The organism is Campylobacter sp. IFREMER_LSEM_CL1890, assembly GCF_025772045.1.
GTDB lineage: Bacteria > Campylobacterota > Campylobacteria > Campylobacterales > Campylobacteraceae > Campylobacter_D > Campylobacter_D lari_D.
Genome location: NZ_JAKMRK010000010.1, coordinates 43,906 through 65,577, shown reverse-complemented (window position 1 = coordinate 65,577; position 21,672 = coordinate 43,906). Strand labels below are relative to the sequence as shown.

General features: G+C 30.0%; 20 protein-coding genes and 1 tRNA gene. 20 read left to right on the top strand and 1 reads right to left on the bottom strand.

All coding sequences use genetic code 11. The features are described from left to right. Positions 1 to 14 precede the first annotated feature (14 nt). The 19 genes from galE to L8W57_RS06160 all read left to right on the top strand — a co-directional run bounded on the left by galE (position 15) and on the right by L8W57_RS06160 (position 19,313). On the top strand, positions 15 to 1,001 hold the full coding sequence (gene galE, locus L8W57_RS06250; protein WP_012661952.1) for a UDP-glucose 4-epimerase GalE: 987 nt from the start codon (positions 15 to 17) through the stop codon (positions 999 to 1,001). Continuing rightward, positions 995 to 2,689, top strand: a complete 1,695-nt coding sequence (locus tag L8W57_RS06245; RefSeq protein WP_263662223.1) for an ABC transporter ATP-binding protein — start codon at positions 995 to 997, stop codon at positions 2,687 to 2,689. Before galE ends, L8W57_RS06245 begins: the two co-directional genes overlap by 7 nt. Beyond that, positions 2,686 to 3,750 carry a glycosyltransferase gene (locus L8W57_RS06240; RefSeq protein ID WP_263662222.1) on the top strand — a complete coding sequence of 355 codons (1,065 nt, stop codon included), beginning with the start codon at positions 2,686 to 2,688 and terminating at the stop codon, positions 3,748 to 3,750. The genes L8W57_RS06245 and L8W57_RS06240 overlap by 4 nt, the downstream gene beginning before the upstream one ends. A 1-nt stretch (position 3,751) precedes the next feature. After that, a complete protein-coding gene (locus L8W57_RS06235; protein WP_133319733.1) occupies positions 3,752 to 4,852 on the top strand; it encodes a glycosyltransferase in 1,101 nt (366 codons plus the stop codon). A gap of 1 nt (position 4,853) precedes the next feature. Next, entirely contained in the window at positions 4,854 to 6,992 is a 2,139-nt protein-coding gene (locus L8W57_RS06230; RefSeq protein ID WP_263662221.1) for an STT3 domain-containing protein, read from the top strand. Further along, positions 6,989 to 8,116 carry a N,N'-diacetylbacillosaminyl-diphospho-undecaprenol alpha-1,3-N-acetylgalactosaminyltransferase gene (pglA, locus tag L8W57_RS06225; RefSeq protein ID WP_263661252.1) on the top strand — a complete coding sequence of 376 codons (1,128 nt, stop codon included), beginning with the start codon at positions 6,989 to 6,991 and terminating at the stop codon, positions 8,114 to 8,116. The genes L8W57_RS06230 and pglA overlap by 4 nt, the downstream gene beginning before the upstream one ends. After that, complete coding sequence (pglC, locus tag L8W57_RS06220; protein WP_220567224.1) at positions 8,109 to 8,711, top strand: undecaprenyl phosphate N,N'-diacetylbacillosamine 1-phosphate transferase; 603 nt, start codon at positions 8,109 to 8,111, stop codon at positions 8,709 to 8,711. The genes pglA and pglC overlap by 8 nt, the downstream gene beginning before the upstream one ends. Then, positions 8,698 to 9,294, top strand: a complete 597-nt coding sequence (gene pglD / locus L8W57_RS06215) for a UDP-N-acetylbacillosamine N-acetyltransferase (protein ID WP_263662220.1) — start codon at positions 8,698 to 8,700, stop codon at positions 9,292 to 9,294. Before pglC ends, pglD begins: the two co-directional genes overlap by 14 nt. Then, positions 9,291 to 10,451 (top strand): UDP-N-acetylbacillosamine transaminase, encoded by a 1,161-nt coding sequence (pglE, locus tag L8W57_RS06210; protein ID WP_133319738.1) that lies wholly within the window; start codon positions 9,291 to 9,293, stop codon positions 10,449 to 10,451. The genes pglD and pglE overlap by 4 nt, the downstream gene beginning before the upstream one ends. A 1-nt stretch (position 10,452) precedes the next feature. Continuing rightward, positions 10,453 to 12,216 carry a UDP-N-acetylglucosamine 4,6-dehydratase (configuration-retaining) gene (pglF, locus tag L8W57_RS06205; protein WP_133319739.1) on the top strand — a complete coding sequence of 588 codons (1,764 nt, stop codon included), beginning with the start codon at positions 10,453 to 10,455 and terminating at the stop codon, positions 12,214 to 12,216. Between the two features lie 113 nt (positions 12,217 to 12,329). Further along, complete coding sequence (locus L8W57_RS06200; RefSeq protein WP_039619063.1) at positions 12,330 to 12,707, top strand: chemotaxis response regulator CheY; 378 nt, start codon at positions 12,330 to 12,332, stop codon at positions 12,705 to 12,707. A 12-nt stretch (positions 12,708 to 12,719) separates the two neighbouring features. Continuing rightward, a complete protein-coding gene (locus L8W57_RS06195) occupies positions 12,720 to 13,556 on the top strand; it encodes a 50S ribosomal protein L11 methyltransferase (protein ID WP_133319740.1) in 837 nt (278 codons plus the stop codon). Continuing rightward, on the top strand, positions 13,556 to 15,478 hold the full coding sequence (ftsH, locus tag L8W57_RS06190) for an ATP-dependent zinc metalloprotease FtsH (protein WP_133319741.1): 1,923 nt from the start codon (positions 13,556 to 13,558) through the stop codon (positions 15,476 to 15,478). Before L8W57_RS06195 ends, ftsH begins: the two co-directional genes overlap by 1 nt. Next, positions 15,478 to 16,095 (top strand): phosphatidylserine decarboxylase, encoded by a 618-nt coding sequence (locus L8W57_RS06185; RefSeq protein WP_133319742.1) that lies wholly within the window; start codon positions 15,478 to 15,480, stop codon positions 16,093 to 16,095. The genes ftsH and L8W57_RS06185 overlap by 1 nt, the downstream gene beginning before the upstream one ends. Continuing rightward, positions 16,092 to 16,802 (top strand): CDP-diacylglycerol--serine O-phosphatidyltransferase, encoded by a 711-nt coding sequence (gene pssA / locus L8W57_RS06180; RefSeq protein WP_133319743.1) that lies wholly within the window; start codon positions 16,092 to 16,094, stop codon positions 16,800 to 16,802. Before L8W57_RS06185 ends, pssA begins: the two co-directional genes overlap by 4 nt. 61 nt (positions 16,803 to 16,863) lie before the next feature. Beyond that, positions 16,864 to 17,418 (top strand): hypothetical protein, encoded by a 555-nt coding sequence (locus L8W57_RS06175; protein ID WP_133319744.1) that lies wholly within the window; start codon positions 16,864 to 16,866, stop codon positions 17,416 to 17,418. A 49-nt stretch (positions 17,419 to 17,467) separates the two neighbouring features. Next, positions 17,468 to 17,557 (top strand) — tRNA-Ser (locus L8W57_RS06170). Positions 17,558 to 17,656: 99 nt separating this feature from the next. Beyond that, entirely contained in the window at positions 17,657 to 19,126 is a 1,470-nt protein-coding gene (locus tag L8W57_RS06165; protein ID WP_263662219.1) for a DNA methylase, read from the top strand. Next, entirely contained in the window at positions 19,119 to 19,313 is a 195-nt protein-coding gene (locus L8W57_RS06160) for a hypothetical protein (RefSeq protein WP_039668753.1), read from the top strand. Before L8W57_RS06165 ends, L8W57_RS06160 begins: the two co-directional genes overlap by 8 nt. Positions 19,314 to 19,331: 18 nt before the next feature. Here L8W57_RS06160 and ciaB read toward each other — a convergent pair whose 3' ends face one another. Then, on the bottom strand, positions 19,332 to 21,167 hold the full coding sequence (gene ciaB / locus L8W57_RS06155) for an invasion protein CiaB (protein WP_263662218.1): 1,836 nt from the start codon (positions 21,165 to 21,167) through the stop codon (positions 19,332 to 19,334). A 64-nt stretch (positions 21,168 to 21,231) separates the two neighbouring features. On the opposite strand from ciaB, the gene L8W57_RS06150 reads away from it, so the two are divergent. Further along, entirely contained in the window at positions 21,232 to 21,636 is a 405-nt protein-coding gene (locus tag L8W57_RS06150; protein WP_133319755.1) for an acyl-CoA thioesterase, read from the top strand. Positions 21,637 to 21,672 lie beyond the last annotated feature (36 nt).

Genomic DNA, 21,672 nt, shown 5'->3' with positions numbered 1-21,672 from the left:
CAAAAAGGATAAAAATGAAAATTTTAATCACCGGTGGCGCAGGATACATAGGCTCTCATACCTTAAAACAATTTTTAGAAACAAATCATGAAATTTGTGTATTAGATAATCTTTCAAAAGGTAGCAAAAAAAGTTTGGATGAACTTTCTAAAATCAGACCTTTTAAGTTTTTTGAGCAAGATTTAAGCGATTATGCTGGGATTAAAAAACTTTTCAAAGAAGAAAAATTTGATGCAATTGTGCATTTTGCAGCTAGTATTGAAGTTCCTGAAAGTATGGAAAATCCTTTAAAATACTATATGAACAATACCGCAAACACAAGCAACTTAATCCAAACTTGTTTAGAAACAGGTGTGAAAAAATTCATTTTTTCTTCAACCGCAGCGACTTATGGAGAGCCACAAACTCCTATCGTAGATGAACAAAGCCCACTAGCACCGATTAATCCTTATGGGCAAAGCAAACTAATGAGCGAAAAAGTCTTGCAAGATGCTAATATGGCTAATCCTGAATTTAAATACTGCATTTTAAGATACTTCAATGTAGCAGGTGCTTGCATGAGTTATCCTATAGGTCAACGCTATCCAAAAGCTACTTTACTTATCAAGGTTGCTGCTGAAGTAGCCACAGGAAAAAGAGAAAAGCTTTATATTTTTGGCGATGATTATAATACTAAAGATGGCACTTGTATTAGAGATTTTATCCATGTTGATGATATTTCAAGTGCGCATTTAGCTGCTTTAGAATACCTAGAAAACAATGAAAGTAATATTTTCAATGTAGGCTATGGACATGGCTTTAGCGTAAAAGAAGTTATTGAAACTATGAAAAAAGTAAGCGGGGTGGATTTCACAGTAGAACTTGCACCAAAAAGAGCTGGAGATCCTTCTGTGCTTATTTCAAATGCTGATAAAATCAAAACCCTAACTAATTGGAAACCAAAATATGATAATTTAGAATTAATCTGTAAAAGTGCTTATGAGTGGGAAAAACAGTGTTAAAAAAACTTTTTTTCATACTCAATGCCCATGATAAGAAATTTTTATTTGCTTTGCTAATTTTTTCTATTTTCATAGGATTTATAGAAAGCTTTGCTATTTCTTTGATCATGCCTTTTGTATCAGTGGCGAGTAATTTTGAGCTTTTAGAAAAAAGCTCCTATTTTCAACCTGTATATGAGTATTTAAATTTACCAAGTTATAAGATTATTGCTTATTTTGGCTGTATATTAATCGCCTTTTATATTTTTAGAGCCTTTTTAAATGCCTTTTATTTTCATTTGCTTGCGCGTTTTTCTAAAGGGCGTTACCACAGCCTTGCTTGTCGTATTTTTGATAAATACCTACACCTTGAATATGAAAATTTTACTAACAAAAATCAATCAGAACTTTTAAAAACTATTACTCAAGAAGTATTTCATTTAAGCACTTTAATTAGTGCTTTTTTACTTATGCTAAGTGAAAGCTTTGTGGTGTTTTTACTTTATACTTTATTGCTAATTATCAACTATAAAATCACCCTAGCTTTAAGTGCTTTTTTACTTTTAAATGCTTTTATTTTGATTAAAATCCTCTCACCCTTGGTAAAAAAAGCTTCCATAGCTAGAGAAGAGGCGATGAAAAATTATTTTGAAATTTTAAATGCAAATTTAAACAACCTTAAAATCATCAAACTCAAAACCAAAGAACAAAGCACACAAAAACTTTATGAAATTCAAAGTGGGCTTTTTGCCAAAGCAAACATTAGCAATGAAAGCATGTCAAGCATTCCTAGAATTTACCTTGAAGGTATAGGTTTTTGTATGCTTTGTTTTATCGTAGTGTATTTAGTTTTAAGATATGAAAGTGATATTTCATCTATCTTAGCAACTATTACTATTTTTGTGGTGGCTCTTTATAGGCTTATGCCAAGTGCTAATCGTATCATCACAAGTTATAATGAAATTACATATTATAAAAACTCTTTAGATATTATTTATAACATGCTCAATGAAAAAGAAGAAAAGCTAGGCGATGAAAGTATTGAATTTAAAGAAAAAATCGTTTTGAAAAATCTTTTCTTTGCTTATAAGGGTAAGAAAAACTTATTTAAAAATTTAAATTTTGAGCTTAATAAAAATGAAAAAATCGCTTTTATAGGTAAAAGTGGAAGTGGTAAAAGTACTTTAGTTGATCTTATCATAGGACTTTTAAAACCAAGCGATGGAGCTATTTTTGTAGATGGAATTAAGCTTGATGAGAGCAATATAAAAAGTTTTAGAAGTAAAATTGGCTACATACCTCAACAAATTTATCTTTTTAATGATTCTATTGCTAAAAATATTAGCTTTGGAGAAGAAGTAGATGAAGCGCTTTTACACAAAGTGATCAAACAAGCTAATCTTGAAAGCTTTGTAAATTCACTTGAAGATGGAGTGCATACTAAGGTAGGTGATTCAGGTTCGTTTTTAAGTGGAGGCCAAAGACAAAGAATAGCCATAGCAAGAGCGCTTTATCAACAACCTGAAATTTTAGTTTTAGATGAAGCAACTAGCGCTCTTGATCAAGAAAGTGAAGCAAAAATCATGGAAGAAATCTATAAAATTTCAAAAGATAAAACTCTCATCATCATAGCCCATAGGCTCTCAACCATACAAGGTTGTGATAGAGTATTTGAAGTAAAACATGGGCATTTAAAGGAACAAGTATGAAAATCACTTTCATCATAGCTACTTTAAATTCAGGCGGTGCTGAAAGAGTATTAGTCACTTTAGCTAATGAACTTTGCAAAAATCATGAAATAAATATTATTAAATTTCACAAAGAAGACTCTTTTTACAAGCTTGAGCCAAAAATCAAACTTTTTACCCTAGAGCAGTTTGACTTTTCCACTCTTTATAATAAAATAGCCTCGCGTATTAAAAAATTCAAAGCCTTAAAACAAGCACTTAAAGACCACAAAAGCGATGTTTTTATCTCATTTTTAGATACAACTAATATTGCTTGCATTTGGGCAAACAAAGGTTTAAATACACCTTTAATCATTAGCGAACATAGCTCTTATACTTATTTAAAATCTAAAATTTGGAAGTTTTTACGCCGTATAAGTTTTCCTCATGCAAATGCTTTAACCGTGCTAAGTAATGATGATAAAAATTACTATGAAAACTTTGTTAAAAAAGTTATCAATATGCCAAATCCTTGTCATTTTAGCCCTATTAAAGAAAATTTAGAAAAAGAAAATAATGTCATTTTCGTAGGCAGACTTGATCATAATAAAAATGCTTCTATGTTTTTAAAAGCCATAGCAAGGCTAGATACAAATTTACAAAAACAATACAACTTTTTCATAGCAGGCGATGGAGAATTAAGACAAGATTTAGAACAAGAAGCCAAGAATTTAAATATCAAAGTTAATTTTCTAGGTAAAATTGAAAATATGCAAGAGCTTTATAAAAAAGCAAAAATAATCTGCCTTTGCTCTTTCATAGAAGGCTTGCCAACAGTTTTACTTGAAAGTTTATATTATCAAGTAGCGCGCATTAGCACTAAATACACAAGCGGTCATAAAGATTTAATTGATGATGGAAAAGATGGATTTTTAGTAGATTTAGATGATGAAAAAGCTTTAAGCGAAAAACTCGCACTTTTAATGCAAGATGAAAATTTAAGAAAAACACTAGCGCTTAATGCACAGCAACAATGTAAAGATTATGAAGTGGCCAATGTAGCACAAAAATGGCTTGATTTAATCAAAGAAGTAAGGGTTTAAAATGAAAAAACTAGCAATTTTTATTTATTCTTTAGGAAGTGGTGGCGCTGAAAGGGTTGTATCTACACTATTACCTATGTTAAATTTAAAATATGAAATACATTTAATTTTAATGAATGACAAAATATCATATGATATTCCTGAAGTTAATATCCACTATCTTGAAAAATCAAGTCCAAGTGAAAGTAACTTAGCTAAATTTTTAAAACTACCCTTGCTAGCTATAAAATACAAAAAACTTTGTGAAGATTTAAAAATCAACTTGCAATTTGTATTATTAAATAGACCTAATTATATTGCGTTAATGGCAAAATCCCTAGGACTTAAATCAACCCTTATTATCAATGAATGCACCACTCCAAGTGTAATTTATAAACATAATAATCTAAATTCTTTTATCAATAAATTTCTTATTAAAAAACTTTATAACAAAGCAGATTTAATCTTAGCAAATTCTATAGGAAACAAAGAAGATTTAATACAAAATTTCAATATAGAGGCTAAAAAATGCGATATTTTATACAATGCCATAGATTTAGAAAACATTATAGAAAAATCTAAAGAAAAAATAGATTTTAAAGATCCTTTTATATTAAGTGTTGGTAGGCTTGATCATGGTAAAAATCATGCTATGCTTATAAGAGCTTATGCAAAAGTTAAAACTGATTTAAAATTAGTCATTTTAGGCGAGGGCATTTTAAAAGATGAGCTTTTAGCTTTAATAGAAACTTTAAATTTAAAAGACAAAGTCTTTTTACTAGGTTTTGATAAAAATCCTTATAAATACATGAGCAAATGTGACTTTTTTGCTTTTGCTTCAAGTTTTGAAGGTTTTTCCAATGTTTTAATCGAATGCCTAGCTTGTAATACTGCCGTACTTTGCACTGATCATAAAAGTGGCGCAAGGGAGCTATTTTTAGATGATGAGTTTGGACTTTTAGTAAAAGTAGATGATGAAAAAGCCATGCAAGAAGGCTTAGAAAAAATGTGCAATGATGAAGCATTAAAAGCTTCATATAGACAAAAGGCTTTTTTGCGTGCAAAAGAATTTGATAAAATTAGCATAGCAAAGCAATTATTTGAATTTTTCAACAAGGCATAAAATGAAACTGCAACAAAATTTCACTGATAATAATTCTATAAAATATACCTGTATTTTAATCCTTATAGCCTTTGCTTTTAGTGTTTTGTGTAGGTTATACTGGGTGGCTTGGGCAAGTGAGTTTTATGAGTTTTTCTTTAATGATCAACTTATGATTACTACTAATGATGGCTATGCTTTTGCAGAAGGTGCAAGGGATATGATAGCAGGTTTTCACCAACCTAATGACTTATCTTATTTTGGAAGCTCACTTTCTACTTTAACTTATTGGCTTTATAGTATTTTACCTTTTAGCTTTGAAAGTATTATTTTATATATGAGTACTTTTTTTGCTTCTTTGATCGTTGTGCCTATTATATTAATCGCAAGAGAATATAAACTCACTACCTATGGCTTTATAGCAGCCTTACTTGGAAGTATTGCAAATAGTTATTATAACCGCACTATGAGCGGGTATTATGATACTGATATGCTAGTGTTAGTTTTACCAATGCTTATTTTGCTTACCTTTATACGCTTAACTATTAATAAAGACATTTTTACCCTACTTTTAAGTCCGGTTTTCATCATGATTTATTTGTGGTGGTATCCATCAAGTTATTCTTTAAATTTTGCCATGATAGGACTTTTTGGTCTTTATACTTTAGTATTTCATAGAAAAGAAAAGATTTTTTATCTAGCTATTGCTTTAATGATCATAGCTTTAAGTATGCTAGCATGGCAATATAAACTTGCTTTAATTGTATTGTTATTTGCTATTTTTGCCTTTAAAGAAGAAAAAATTAATTTTTATATGGTTTGGGCTTTGATTTTTATTAGCATTTTGATATTACATTTAAGTGGTGGTTTAGATCCTGTTTTATATCAACTTAAATTTTATGTTTTCAAAGCTTCTGATGTGCAAAATTTAAAAGATGCTGCCTTTATGTATTTTAATGTTAATGAAACTATTATGGAAGTAAATACTATCGATCCTGAAGTATTTATGCAAAGAATTAGTTCCAGTGTTTTAGTATTTATCCTTTCTTTTATAGGTTTTATCTTACTTTGCAAAGATCACAAAAGTATGCTTTTAGCTCTACCTATGCTTGCACTAGGTTTTATGGCTTTAAGAGCTGGACTTAGATTTACCATTTATGCAGTTCCTGTGATGGCTTTGGGTTTTGGGTATTTTTTATATACTTTTTTTAATTTTTTAGAAAAAAAACAAATCAAACTTAATCTAAAAAATAAAAATATCTTGCTCATACTCATTGCATTTTTTAGTATAAGCCCTGCCCTAATGCATATTTATTATTATAAATCCTCTACTGTTTTTACTTCTTATGAAGCTAGTATTTTAAATGATTTAAAAAATAAAGCTCAAAGAGAAGATTATGTCGTTGCTTGGTGGGATTATGGTTATCCAATACGCTATTATAGCGATGTAAAAACCTTAATTGATGGTGGAAAACACCTAGGAAAAGATAATTTTTTCTCATCTTTTGTCTTAAGCAAAGAACAAATTCCAGCAGCTAATATGGCAAGACTTAGCGTAGAATACACTGAAAAATCTTTCAAAGAAAATTATCCTGATGTTTTAAAAGCTATGGTAAAAGATTATAACCAAACAAGTGCTAAAGATTTTTTAGAAAGTTTAAATGATAAAGATTTTAAATTTGATACCAATAAAACTAGAGATGTATATATTTACATGCCTTATAGAATGTTGCGTATCATGCCCGTGGTAGCACAATTTGCAAATACAAATCCTGACAATGGAGAGCAAGAAAAAAGTTTATTTTTCTCTCAAGCCAATGCCATAGCTCAAGATAAAACAACAGGTTCTGTTATGCTTGATAATGGAGTAGAAATTATTAATGATTTTAGAGCTTTAAAACTAGAAGGTACAACTATACCTTTAAAAGCTTTTGTAGATATAGAATCCATCACTAATGGCAAATTTTATTACAATGAAATTGATTCAAAAGCTCAAATTTATTTACTCTTTTTAAGAGAATATAAAAGCTTTGTGATTTTAGATGAAAATCTTTATAATAGTGCTTACATACAAATGTTTTTATTAAATCAATACGATCAAGATTTATTTGAGCAAGTCACTAATGATGCAAGAGCAAAAATTTATAGGCTAAAAAGATGAAAATAGGAATTTTAACCCATAGTGCAATGAGTGTATATTATTTTCGTCTTGCACTCATTAGAGCTTTAGAAAAAAATAATCATGAAGTTATAATCATCACCCCAAAAGATGATTTTGCTATTAAGTTACAAGAGCTAGGCTATAAGGTTTGCTTTTATGATTTAGCTAGATCAAGTGTCAATCCTTTAATTGTTTTTAAAAATCTACTTAGTTTAAAAAATACACTCAAAAGTTTAAATTTAGATCTTTTACAAACAAGCGCTCACAAAAGCAATACAACAGGTATTATAGCGGCTAAAATGGCGGGCATTAAATACACTTTTGGTTTGGTTGAAGGCTTAGGAAGTTTTTACATAGATGATGATTTTAAAAGCAAACTAGTAAGAATAAGCATTAATTTACTTTATAAAATTTCTTTTAAACTTGCTAATGGTTTTATTTTTGTCAATGAAAGCAATGCTTTATTTATGAAAAATTTAGGCTTAAAAGAAGAAAAAATCAAAATCATAAAATCCGTAGGGCTAAATTTAAAACAATTTTTACCTTTAAAAATTAGCACAGAAGAAAAACAAGCTTTTTTAAAAGAACACAATATGCCTGATAAACCTATCGTTTTAATGATTTCAAGAGCACTTTGGCATAAAGGAATTAAAGAATTTTATGAAGCAAGCCAAATTTTAAAAGATAAGGCAAATTTTGTTTTAGTGGGTGGAAGAGATGATAATAAATCTTGCGCACCATTAGAATTTTTAAACTCAAATGATGTTTTTTATCTTGGCGCAAGAAGTGATATTGCACATTTATTAAATTTATGCGATATTTTTGTTTTACCAAGTTATAAAGAAGGCTATCCAAGAACGGTTTTAGAAGCACAAGCTTGTAAAAAAGCATGCGTGGTAAGTGATGCTGAGGGTTGCATTGAAGCAGTGAATAATGCCATAGACGGTTTAATTTGTAAAAGCAAAGATAGCAAGGATTTAGCTGAAAAAATAGCAGTTTTACTAGAAGATGAAAAACTAAAAAATACTTTAGCACAAAATGCTTTTCTTAGAGCGCAAAATTATGATGAAAATATCATAGCTTTGAAATATCTTGACTTTTATAGGGGTTTTATAAATGTATAAAAATGGTTTAAAGCGTGTTTTTGACTTTTTTTTGGCTTTGATTTTATTGATTATTTTTTTACCCTTTATAGTGCTTATAGGTATTGTTTTAAAAATCGTTCAAGGAAGTGTGCTTTTTAAACAAGCAAGACCAGGATTAAATGAAAAAATTTTTTATATTTATAAATTTAAAACTATGAGTGATGAAACCGATGAAAATGGAGAATTACTTCCTGATGAATTACGCTTAAAGCCTTTTGGTAAGCTAGTTAGAAGCTTGAGTTTAGATGAATTACCGCAGCTTTTTAATGTATTAAAAGGCGATATGAGCTTCATAGGCCCAAGACCTTTACTTGTAGAATACTTGCCCTTATACAATCAAGAGCAAAAAAAACGCCACGATGTAAGACCAGGCATTACAGGTTGGGCACAGATTAATGGACGCAATGCTATTTCTTGGGAGCAAAAATTTAAATATGATGTAGAATATGTGCAAAATTGCTCTTTTTTATTTGATCTTAAAATCTTTTTTATGACCATTGTTAAAGTTTTAAAAAGAAGCGGGGTTAATAAAAAAGGAGTAGCTACAACGGATAAATTCAATGGACACAACTAAAAGTATTTATATATATGGTTCTAGTGGGCATGGTTTAGTCTGTGCTGATGTAGCTAGAAATTTAGGATATGAAAAAATCATCTTTTTAGATGATAATAAAGGCTTAAAATATCACTCCAATTTAGAAAAACACGATATGTTTATTGCTATTGGCGCAAACTCTATTAGAGAAAAACTTTTCAAAAAAGCAAAAGATGATGGATTTAGATTAGTTAATTTGATACACAAAAGTGCTATTATTAGCCCAAGTGTTTTTTTAGATGATGAGGGTATTCTAATCATGCCAAATGTCGTAGTTAATGCTAAAGCTAGTATTGCAAAAGGTGTGATTTTAAATACTGCTTGTGTGATTGAGCATGAGTGTTTTGTAGATGAGTTTAGCCATATTAGCGTTGGAGCTAAACTAACAGGAAATGTAAAAATAGGAAAGCGTTGTTTTTTAGGAGTTAATTCAAGTGTTATTCCTTGTATAAGTTTAAATGATGATATAACTTTAGGCGCAGGAGCAGTTGTAGTTAAAAACTTAACTTCTAAAGGCATTTATGCTGGAGTTCCTGCTAAAAAAATAAAGGAGGTAAAATGAGATTTTTTCTATCAGCACCACATATGAGTGGAAAAGAATTAGAATACATACACAAAGCTTTTGAAAGTAATTATATAGCACCTTTGGGTGAGTTTGTTAATGCCTTAGAACAAAGTATTAAAGATTATACAAAAAGTTCCAACGCACTTGCTCTAAATGCAGCCACTGCAGCTATTCATTTAGCTTTAAGAGTTTTGGGTATCAAAGAAGGCGATATAGTTCTAGCTTCAAGTTTTACCTTTATTGCTTCAGTAGCACCTATTTCTTACATGAATGCTACGCCTGTATTTATTGATTGTGATGAAACTTATAATTTAGATGTAAATTTATTAAAAAAAGCTATCAAAGAAAGTCCTAAAAAGCCAAAAGCTCTCATTTTAACACACCTTTATGGTAATGCTTCTAAAATGGATGAGATTGTCCAAATTTGTAAAGAAAATGAGATTTTTTTAATCGAAGATGCTGCTGAAGCTTTGGGAAGTTTTTACAAAAATAAAGCCTTAGGTACTTTTGGGGATTTTGGAGTATATTCTTTTAATGGTAATAAAATCATCACAACAGGTGGTGGTGGCATGCTTGTGAGTGAAAATCATGCTAATCTTGAAAAAGCAAGATTTTATAGTACCCAAGCTAGAGAAAATTGTCTTCATTATGAGCATAAAGAATATGGCTATAATTATAGAATGAGCAATATCTTAGGCGCAATCGGTACTGCTCAAATGGAAGTTTTAGAAGAAAGAGTGAGTAAAAAGCGTGAAATTTATAGCTGGTATAAAGAATTTTTAAGTGGAACTTTTACTTTTTTAGATGAGCTTGAAAATACCAAGTCAAATCGCTGGTTAAGCACTGCTTTACTTGATTTTGATTTAAATAAACTTAATACTTATGAAAAACATTGTATATGTGAAAATAAAAATGTTCAAATTCAAGATAAAATTTTAAAAATCATACAAGTTTTAAAAGATAATAAAATCGAAAGCCGTCCACTTTGGAAGCCAATGCATTTGCAAGAACTTTACAAAGGTTGCGATGCTTACTTAAATGGTAATAGTGAGTTTTTCTTTAGTAATGGAATTTGCCTTCCAAGTGCAACTACTATGAGCAAAGCTGATGTAGAGGAAGTTTCTACTTTAATCTTAAACACCTTAAAGGACTAAGATGGATTATAAAAGCAAACGCTTAGGATTTTTTCTAGGCGCTGATATTTTACTTTTTGTTATAAGTATTTATTTGTCTTTTTCTTTACGCTTTAGTGCGGACATCCCAAGTGAATTTTATGAAGGTATGTTTAAAAGTGCTGTGATTTTGATTTTACTTAAAATCATTTTTCTAGCTTTTTTTAAAATTTATCAAGTTGCTTGGAGATTTTTCTCACTTAATGAAGCGCGTAAATTAGTCATCGCTTTAGCTTTGGCTGAGCTTGTATTTTTAGCAATTTATTATTTTTACGATGATTTTTTCAATCCTTTTCCAAGAAGCGTTATAGGAATAGACTTTGTTTTATCTTGTATGCTAATTGGAAGTTTGCGTATAAGCAAAAGAATGATAGTTGATTTTAGAAAGCCAAAATACAACGAAGAACATCCTTGTATAGTAGTTGGCGCCACTTCAAAGGCTTTGCATTTATTAAAAGGAGCTAAAGAAGGGAGCTTAGGACTTTTTCCTGTAGCTGTAGTAGATGAGCGTAAAAATTTAATAGGTACTTATTGTGATAAATTTATAGTTGAAGAAAAAGAAGCAATCAGAAAATATACCGCTGAAGGAATTCATACTGCTATCATTGCTTTAAAACTTGAGCAAGAAGAATTAAAAAAGCTTTTTGACGAACTCATTGCTTATGGGATTAATGATATAAAGCTTTTTTCTTTTACGCAAAATGAAGCAAGAGATATAAGTATCGAAGATTTATTAGCGCGTAAGCCAAAAGATTTGGATAATGCTTGCGTGATTGATTTTATCAAAGATAAAGTAGTTTTAGTTAGTGGAGCTGGTGGAACTATAGGAAGTGAGCTTTGCAAACAATGCATTAAATTTGGTGCAAAACGCTTGATCATGCTTGATCATAGTGAGTATAATTTATATAAAATCAATGAGGAATTAAGCTTACATAAAGAAAAAATCGAACCTATTATGATGAGTATATTAGACAAAGAAGCATTAGAAAAACTTTTACAAGAAAAAAACATAGATTTGATTTTACATGCAGCAGCTTACAAACATGTGCCTTTATGTGAGCAAAATCCACATTCAGCTATTTTAAATAACATCATAGGTACTAAAAATTTAATCGATCTTGCAAAAGCTTATAAGGTTGCTAAATTTGTTATGATAAGCACTGATAAGGCTGTAAGACCGACTAACATCATGGGTTGCACAAAAAGAATTTGTGAACTTTATACATTAAGTTCAAGTTGTGAAAATTTTGAAGTAGCTTGTGTGCGTTTTGGTAATGTTTTAGGGTCAAGTGGAAGTGTAATACCTAAATTTAAAGCTCAAATTGCAGCTAATGAGCCACTTACTCTTACTCATCCTGATATAGTGCGTTATTTTATGTTAGTAGATGAGGCTGTGCAACTTGTTTTACAAGCTGCGGCTATTGCCAAAGGTGGAGAATTATTTGTACTTGATATGGGTGAGCCTGTTAAAATCATGGACTTAGCTCAAAAAATGCTTTTACTTTCTAATAAAAAGTTAGAAATCAAAATCACTGGGCTTAGAAAAGGTGAAAAACTTTACGAAGAGCTTTTAATCCATGAAAATGATTTAAAAACTCAATATGAAAGTATATTTGTTACCACTAGTGATCTTAAAGATTTAAAAATTTTAAATCAAGAAATAGAAAAATTACTCCACAGCACAGATCCTGCAAAAGTTTTAAAGGAGATTGTGCCTGAATTTAATCACAATAAAAACGGAGAGTGATTAAATTCTAATTTTATTTTAAAATGATATAATATAAACTTTTAATTGATTAATAAAAATAAAAACGATACAATTACAGTTTTATGTAATTACATCAAGATAAAGGAAAAAAAGTGAAGTTATTAGTAGTTGATGATAGTTCTACCATGAGAAGAATAATCAAAAATACCCTTGTAAGATTAGGCCACAAGGATGTTTTAGAAGCTGAACACGGGGTTGAAGCTTGGGATTTACTTTCACAAAATGATGATATTAAAATTTTAATTACTGACTGGAATATGCCTGAAATGAATGGCTTGGAATTAGTAAAAAAAGTAAGAGCGGAAGAAAAATATGCTGATATGCCAATTATTATGGTAACTACAGAAGGTGGTAAAGCAGAAGTTATTACCGCCTTAAAAGCAGGCGTAAATAACTATATTGTAAAACCTTTTACTCCTCAAGTGTTAAAAGAAAAACTTGAAGATGTTTTAGGAACAAACGAAGGCTAATTATAAGTTTTTATGCAAACACATTATTACGAACTTTTTTTTCAAACAGACAAGGAATATTTAGATTTATTCCTTGATCTTATCTTTTCTCTAGAGATAGACGCTATAGAAGAAAAAAACAATGGTATTTATATAAGATCAGAAGAAGATATAGAACTCATTAAAATAGCCTTGCATGATTTTCATCAAAAATTATGTCAAAAACTAAATACTCATATTAATTTCCACTCTACCTTAGAAAAAAAAGAAAATAAAAATTGGATAGAAGAGTATAAAAAAGGTATACAAGCTTTGACGATCGATAATATCCACATTCATACCACTTGGCAAGAAGCTAAACAAGATAAAATTAATATCATTATAGATCCTGCTCTAGCTTTTGGCTCAGGACATCATGAGAGTACTTATACTTGTATAGAATTTCTACAAAAATATACAGATAATTCCAAATTTTGCTTAGATGTGGGTTGTGGAAGTGGAATTTTAAGCATTATCATGGCAAAACTTGGAGCCAAAGTACAAGCTTGCGATACAGATGAATTAGCTATAGTTGCAAGTAAAGAAAACGCGAAATTAAATCAAGTTAGCTTTGATGATATTTGGGTAGGTTCTATTAATAAAAGCTTACATAAATATGATATAGTTGTGGCAAATATCATTGCCGATATATTGATCATACTAGAAAAAGATCTTAAAGAAAAAACCAAAGAAGGTGGAATTTTGATCTTATCTGGTATATTAAATAAATATGAAGAAAGGATTAAAAATAAATTCAAAGATTTCACTTTGTTAGAATGCAAACACAAAGGAGAATGGTTGAGTTTAGTTTATAAAAAGGAATTGCAATAATGAATAAAAAACCAAATGATTTAAAAGATAATCAAAACAATAATAACTTTTTTAACAAAAATCCCATTTTTATTTTTGCTATTTTTGCCATTGTGATGATTCTTTTATTTAAAGGATTTTCAGATGATGGTAGCATGGGTATTATGGGCGGAGAAAACACTAAAAAAGTTACTTATTCTGAATTAAAAACTTTAATTGAAAATAATCAAATTGCCCAAGTTAATATAGGTCAAACTACTATAAAAGCTGTATCTAAAGCAGGAAATATGGTATATATTACCAAAAAAGTTCCAAATGATGCTACTTTTGTTCCTTTGCTTGACTCAAAAGGCGTTTCCTATGGTGCTTTTAATGAAAGCAATTGGTTTATAGATATCTTACTTTCTTGGGTTTTGCCAGTATTTATTTTCTTTGGTATATGGATGTTTTTAGCTTCTCGTATGCAAAAAAATATGGGTGGATCTATACTTGGTATAGGAAGTTCTAAAAAACTTGTAAATTCAGAAAAACCGAAGGTTAAATTTAATGATGTTGCAGGTGTTGAAGAAGCAAAAGAAGAAGTTAAAGAAATTGTTGATTTTCTAAAATATCCTGAAAGATACATTAATCTTGGAGCAAAAATTCCAAAAGGACTTTTGCTTGTTGGCCCTCCAGGTACAGGTAAAACTTTGCTTGCAAAAGCAGTAGCAGGCGAAGCTGATGTGCCATTTTTTAGCGTATCAGGTTCATCTTTTATAGAAATGTTTGTTGGTGTTGGTGCTAGCAGGGTTAGAGATTTGTTTGAAAATGCTAAAAAAGAAGCTCCAGCTATTGTATTTATAGATGAAATCGATGCTATAGGTAAATCACGTGCAGCAAGCGGTATGATGGGCGGAAATGATGAAAGAGAGCAAACTTTAAATCAACTTCTAGCTGAAATGGATGGTTTTGGTACCGAAAGCTCACCAGTAATTGTTCTAGCAGCGACAAATCGCCCTGAAGTACTTGATGCAGCACTACTTAGACCGGGGCGTTTTGATAGGCAAGTTTTGGTAGATAAGCCTGATTTTAAAGGTAGATGTGATATTTTAAAAGTCCATATGAAAGATGTTAAAATTTCACCTGAAGTAAAAGTAGAAGATATTGCAAGATTAACAGCAGGTCTTGCGGGTGCTGATTTGGCAAATATCATTAATGAAGCAGCTTTGCTTGCAGGTAGAGATTCTAAAAAACATGTGGAACAAAAAGACTTGGTAGAGGCAGTAGAAAGAGCCATAGCAGGACTTGAGAAAAAATCACGCAGAATTAATGATAAAGAGAAAAAAATCGTAACTTATCATGAGTGCGGCCATGCTTTAATAGCTGAAACTACAAAAGGTGCTAAAAAAGTAAGTAAAGTTTCTGTTATTCCTCGTGGTTTAGCAGCTTTAGGATATACACTCAATACCCCTGAAGAAAATAAATTTTTAATGCAAAAACATGAACTTTTAGCTGAAGTTGATGTGCTTTTAGGAGGACGCGCGGCTGAAGAAATTTTCATTAAAGAAATTTCAACAGGCGCAAGCAATGACCTTGAGCGTGCAACTGATATTATCAAAGCTATGATTTCTATGTATGGTATGAGTGAAATTGCTGGCTTAATGGTACTTGAAAAGCAAAGAAATACTTTCTTAAGTGGTGGGCAAACTGTAAAAGATTATTCTGATAAAATGGCTCAAGATTTAGATGAGTATGTAAAGAAAACATTGGATGAACGCTATGCGGGTGTAAAAGAAATTTTAAAAACCTATAGCGGTGCTATAGAGGTGATGGTACAAGCACTCTATGAAGAAGAAACTATTGATGGTGCCAAAGTAAGAGAGATTATTAAAAACTATGAAGAAGAAAATAATCTTCCAACACGCCTAGAAGAAAAAGAGCAAGAAGCTACTAAGGAAGACTAATGAAAACAAATTTTATTGCAAAAACTGGTTGGAGTTTGCTTATAGTTCTAGCTATAGTTTTTGCAATATTTCAATTTATATGGGGATTTTCTTGGCTTTTATGGTGTATTTTTATATTTTTTATTTATCTTTTTAGAACTAAAAAAATTGATTATATAGCAGATCCAAACACCATTATAGCTCCCATAGAAGGAAAAATCAAATGTATCAAAACAAGCTCATATAAAGAGCTTGGCGAGTGTATAGAAGTGCAAATTATCAATAATATTTTTTCCCAAGGAAATATCATAGCTCCGCTTGATATGAATATAGAAGAAACTAGAATAAGGCATGGACTTTTTTTATGTCCATTTATGAAAAATACAAATTTAATGGGTGAAAGAATGTTATTTTTAGCTAATTCCAAGAGCAAACAATGGGCATTACGCGTTATTTTTGGAGCATTAAATAGAAAAGCTCATATTGATGATTTTGGCCATCATTTAAACCATGGACAAAATATAGGTTTTATGTTTGATGGCAGTGTGAGTTTATTACTTCCAAAAGACACTAGAATTTGCGTAAATGAAAATGATAAAGTACGCATTGGTACATTAATAGGGTATTTAAATCCATGAATTTTAAACTAATTTATATTTTACCTAATCTTTTTACAGCCGCTTCCATATTTTTAGGTATTATTTCAGTGATTGCTTCTATTAATCAAAACTTTGATAAAGCATTAATTTATATCATTTTATCATTAATTTGCGATGGTTTAGATGGACGCGTTGCAAGAGCTACCAACTCTACTTCTAAATTTGGAGTTGAGTTTGACTCACTAGCTGATTTAATAGCCTTTGGTGTAGCACCTGCTATGCTTTTTTATATGAGCATAGGTTATGAATATGGTCGTTTTGGCTCATTAATAGCTGGTTTATTTGTAGTTTTTGGCGCTATACGCTTGGCAAGATTTAATGTCACAACAGGAACTTATGAACCATCGGTTTTTATAGGTCTACCTATACCAACAGCAGCAGTTGTAAGTGCTTTATGGGTAAGTGCTTATTTATATTATGATTTTTTACATGATTTTTCTTTAATAATAATATGTATCCAAATGCTTCTAGCCTTTTTAATGGTAAGCAACATAAGGTATCCAAGTTTTAAGAAAATCGATCTAAAAAGAGCAAATGTTTTGAAGGTGTTAATCCTTTTAGTAATTTTATTTTCTATGCTTTATCTGTATTTTTTAGAAAGTGCATTGATTATTGCTAGTTTATATGTGCTTTATGGGATTGTTCGTAGTTTTTTTACCCTAGCTCGTAAATTTAAAAAATATTAATTTTACTTTCACTTCATTTTCTATCAATATACTTTTAATTATTTTTCAAAAAGGAGTAAAAATGAATAAAAACAAATTATTCAGACAAATTCACATTTACATTAGTTTATTTTTCTTACCACTTGCATTTTTATATGCAATCACAGGTTTTGCTTATATAGCTGGTTTTGATGGAGAAAGTGGAGCTAAAATTCAAAATTACAAAGTTCAAGCTATTATTCAAGAGGGTGCTGAAGCTGAATTTTTAATTGATTTTTTAAAGAAAAACAACTTAAAAATTCCTTCATCTTTGGAACCAAAACTCAACAAAAAAGGCGATGGCATAGAACTTGGGACTATAAATTATATAGCAAGTATTATAAAATTAGATGAGAATGACTATGAAATTACAACAAAAGATAGAAGCTTGCTTGGAAATATGATTTTGCTTCATAAAGATAAAGGTATGTGGTACTTTTCTGTACTTGGGTTAGCTTTTGCACTTGCTATGATAATACTTTATATTTCAGGACTTTTAATCACTATTATAGCTATACGCAAAGATAGAGGTAAACAAATAGCAGTTTTAGGTGCTGGTTTTATTATAACTTTAATCATAGCTTATTTCAGTGTATAAATTTAAGGTATATCTTATAAACAATAAGATATACTTTCCCTTTTAATACGGACAGATGGGTGAGTGGCTGAAACCACACCCCTGCTAAGGGTGCAGATCTTAACGGGTCTCGAGGGTTCAAATCCCTCTCTGTCCGCCACCTTATAAATTTCATTTTATTTCATCTATTTTAGTAATTTTTATTGTTATAATTAATATCATCAAAACTTAATAAATCTAAAGGCAAGCTTCACATACTATGCAAATTTACGCTTCTATTGACTTGAAATCTTTTTACGCTTCAGCTGAATGTGTTTTAAGAAATTTAGATCCTTTAACAACTAATCTTATTGTAGCAGATAAAACAAGAACGGACAAAACCATCATACTAGCAGTTTCACCTGCATTAAAAACTTACAATATACCTGGTAGATTAAGACTTTTTGAGTTTAAACAAAAAATCCATTTAATCAACCAAGAAAGACTAAAACAAGCTCAAAAACACCACTTTAAAGCTAAAAGTTTTAATATATTGGAACTTGAAAATGATTTAAATTTAGAATTAGACTACATTATTGCTAAGCCCAGAATGGCTACTTATATAGAATTTAGCACAAAAATATACAGCATTTATTTGAAGTATTTTGATGCTAAAGATATTCATATATACTCTATTGATGAAGTTTTTATCGATCTTAGTTCTTATCTTGAAAAATACAAACTATCAGCTTATGAGCTACTTACTAAGGTTTTACTTGATATTTCACACACAAGTAAAATCACCGCAACAGCAGGCATAGGCACAAATTTATACTTAGCTAAAATTGCTATGGATATACTTGCTAAAAGACAAAAAGTAGATGAAAATGGCTTGCTTATAGCCTTTTTAGATGAAAAATTATATAGATATAAATTGTGGCAGCATAAACCTTTAAAAGATTTTTGGCGTATAGGTAAAGGTATTGCCTTAAAACTTGCAGATTTAAACATTTATACTATGGGAGATCTTGCAAGATTTTCTTTAAAACATGAAGACTTGCTTTATAAACACTTTGGTGTTAATGCTGAACTTTTGATCGATCATGCATGGGGCGTTGAAACTTGCACAATGAAAGATATTAAAAATTACAAATCACAAAATCACTCTAAAATCATGGCTAAAGTTTTACCTTTTGCATATGATAATAATCAAGCAATAAAGGTTTTAAAAGAACTTGTAGATCATTTAGTACTTGAACTTATACAAAATAACCTTAAAACAAATCATATTACGCTAGATATACAATATGATAAAAGCAATTTAGAAAATTCAAGTTTTTTAGGTTCTTATAAAGGAGCTATCACTAAAGATAATTACGGAAGAGCTATACCTAAAAATGCTCACGGAAGTATGAATTTAGAAAATTTTACCCATTCTTTAAAAATCATCAACAAAAAAACCTTAGAACTTTTTTATAAAATCAGTGATAAAAACTTAAGTATTAGAAAAATCAGCCTAAGTTTAAATAATATCACAGATAAAGCTCAAGAAAATTACCAAGAATTAAATTTATTTAGTGATTTTAATGCAATTTCACAAGAGAAAAATCAACTTGAAAAAGAAGAAAAGCTCCAAAAAGCAAGACTTCAAATCATACAAAAATTTGGTAAAAAAGCTATTTTAAAAGCTTCAAGCTTGGATGATGAGACTAAAGAAATTACTTCTTTAATAGGAGGTCATAATGCATGATGATTATAAAGATATAATAGATATAAAATATCAAAAATCAAAACAATTTCCACCAATGTCAAGAGAAAAAAGAGCGGCACAATTTGCTCCATTTTCAGTACTAAATGGCTTTAGTAAAGCTATTTTAAAAACGCAAAAAGATATGGAAAAAGCATTAGAAAATAGTAAATATCAAGAAGAAAGCTAAGTTCTTCTTGATAAAATTTTATTTTGCATTAGAGTATTTTTCAAACTCTCCACTTTCGTCAATTTCATTGCCATAAAGTTTGTGTAATTCATAGTAGTATTTTACAAATTCTTTACACTCTTCATCAAGTGGTAAAAATACCTCATCTTCTAAAAGACAAAACTCATCTAAATAATTTTTAGCATCTTCTTTTAACATATAATGTCTTGCTAGCTTATAATAATTTTGCATAAACACAGCCTTAAAACTCTCGTAAGCTTCCTCATCAAATTTAATGTTTAATTTCTCATTTGCAAAAGATAACACCCCTGATTTAAACAGCAATGACAAATGAATCAAACCTTCAGTATAATAAGGCTTAACCTCCTCTACTCTTTGCCAAGCAATCAATCCTATAGCCCTTTTAATAAGCTCATAAAATACAGGAAGCTTTAAATCATCTTCTTCATGTAAAAAGAAATTTACAAGCCCGCCCGCAGTAGCTTTAAACTCTTCTATATTTTTAAACACGCCACTTTCATTCATTTTCTTTTCACTATCATTTGCCACAAAGAAAATATGCCCAAACTCATGACCTATGGTAGAAACTTCATAAATTCTTTTCCATAATTTTTCATTGTAAAATAAAATTTCTCTACCATAATCTAAAAATTCTTTTTCAAATACCATAGAAGAAAGCTTCATAAAAGGCTTGGTTTTAGCATTTTCATAAACATAATTTAAAAAAGCAAAGATCTTTTTACCTGCTATATTGCTTACATACTCATCATTTGGCACTACTTGAGCGGAAAAAAGCCCCTTAAGCTCTGCTCCATAAAAAATCATAGGCATACAAATATAAAGCTGAGTTTTTTCAAGATTAAAATTCACTTCATCAAACAAAGCTTCATCTTCTTCATCTAAATTTGCATACACCATCGCAAAGCTTTCTTTGATTTTATCTTTAAACTCGCTCCCATTAAAATCACTCACATCTTCTAAGCGTATATCCCACTCAAGTGCTACTGCATGTGTATAAGAGTCCTCATAGTATTCTAAAGGATGGCCAACTTGTAATGGACATTTTACTTCCATCCACGCAAGCTCTGCTTCTTGCCATTTTTTAACTACTTCATTATTATCTTTTTCACAAAATGCAAATTTTAATTTTTCTATATAATCAATATAAGCATTTTTTTCATCATCTAGCACACAATTTCTTAGTTTTTCTAAAAGTTTATCAAATTCATATTCAAGCTTTAAAACTTCATTTTCAAAAGCTTTTGCATAAGGTAAAAATCTCCAAAGTGTTCCTATTTTAACTAAAGCTCCATAGCTTCTTTCACAAATTTCACTATCTTGATTTAGCTGATAAAGCTCATTTTGTTTTAAAAACTCCAAAGCATCGCTTAAATTTGGAAATTGTCCTTTTAAGATTTTATTATTTGTATCTAAAATTTGCTTGCTCCAAACAAGCTCAAAAGAATTCATAACTACACCTATATTATGCACACCTTGAACTAGAGCCAAATAAAACTCATCAAGTAAATTTTTACTCTTAATCTCATCGATTAAATCTTGATGTTCTACTTCATAAAAGGCTCTTACTAAAGAAAAAACTTTATATTTTATTTGAGAAATTTCTTCTTCATTTAAACCTTTTTTCTCAAGTTCTTGGACTAAATTTTCCTCTTTTAAATCCACCAAACGACGCAACATTGCTAAAACATTGCTTTTTTCATTTTCAAGATTAGCTAGTTCTAAAGCTCTATCTATCAAAGGATGACTTTGATTAGTTTGAAGTATATTATAAAGACTATTGATATTTTGTTTCCTATTTTTCACAATTTTTGCTATTTGCTTAAAATCATTCATTTTTTACCTTTCTTTATTTTTAAAACTTAATTATAATGTTTTTTTTAAAACACAAGGAGAATGTATGAAAGATATGGGAGAACCTAAACTAAGAGTTATAGCTATGCCAAGCAATACAAACCCCGCTGGTAATATCTTTGGTGGTTGGATCATGTCACAAATTGATCTAGCTGGAGCCATTGCAGCAAGGGAGCTTTCTCCGCAAAGAGTAGTAACTGTAGCAGTGGATAAGATCATTTTTAAAGAACCAATTTTCGTAGGTGATTTGGTATCTTGCTATGCAAAAATCATCAAAGCAGGTAATACTTCTATCACCGTAGAAGTAGAAGTAGTTACCCAAAGAGCCAATGATTATGGCCGTGTATATTGCATGCATGTAACTTCAGCTGTGGTAACTTATGTAAGTGTAGATAAAGACGGAAATAAACTTCCTATTGATGCGGATTTAAAAAGATTGCATGGCTTTTGATATGTTTTATTGTATTTTCAAAAAAAATTTTATATC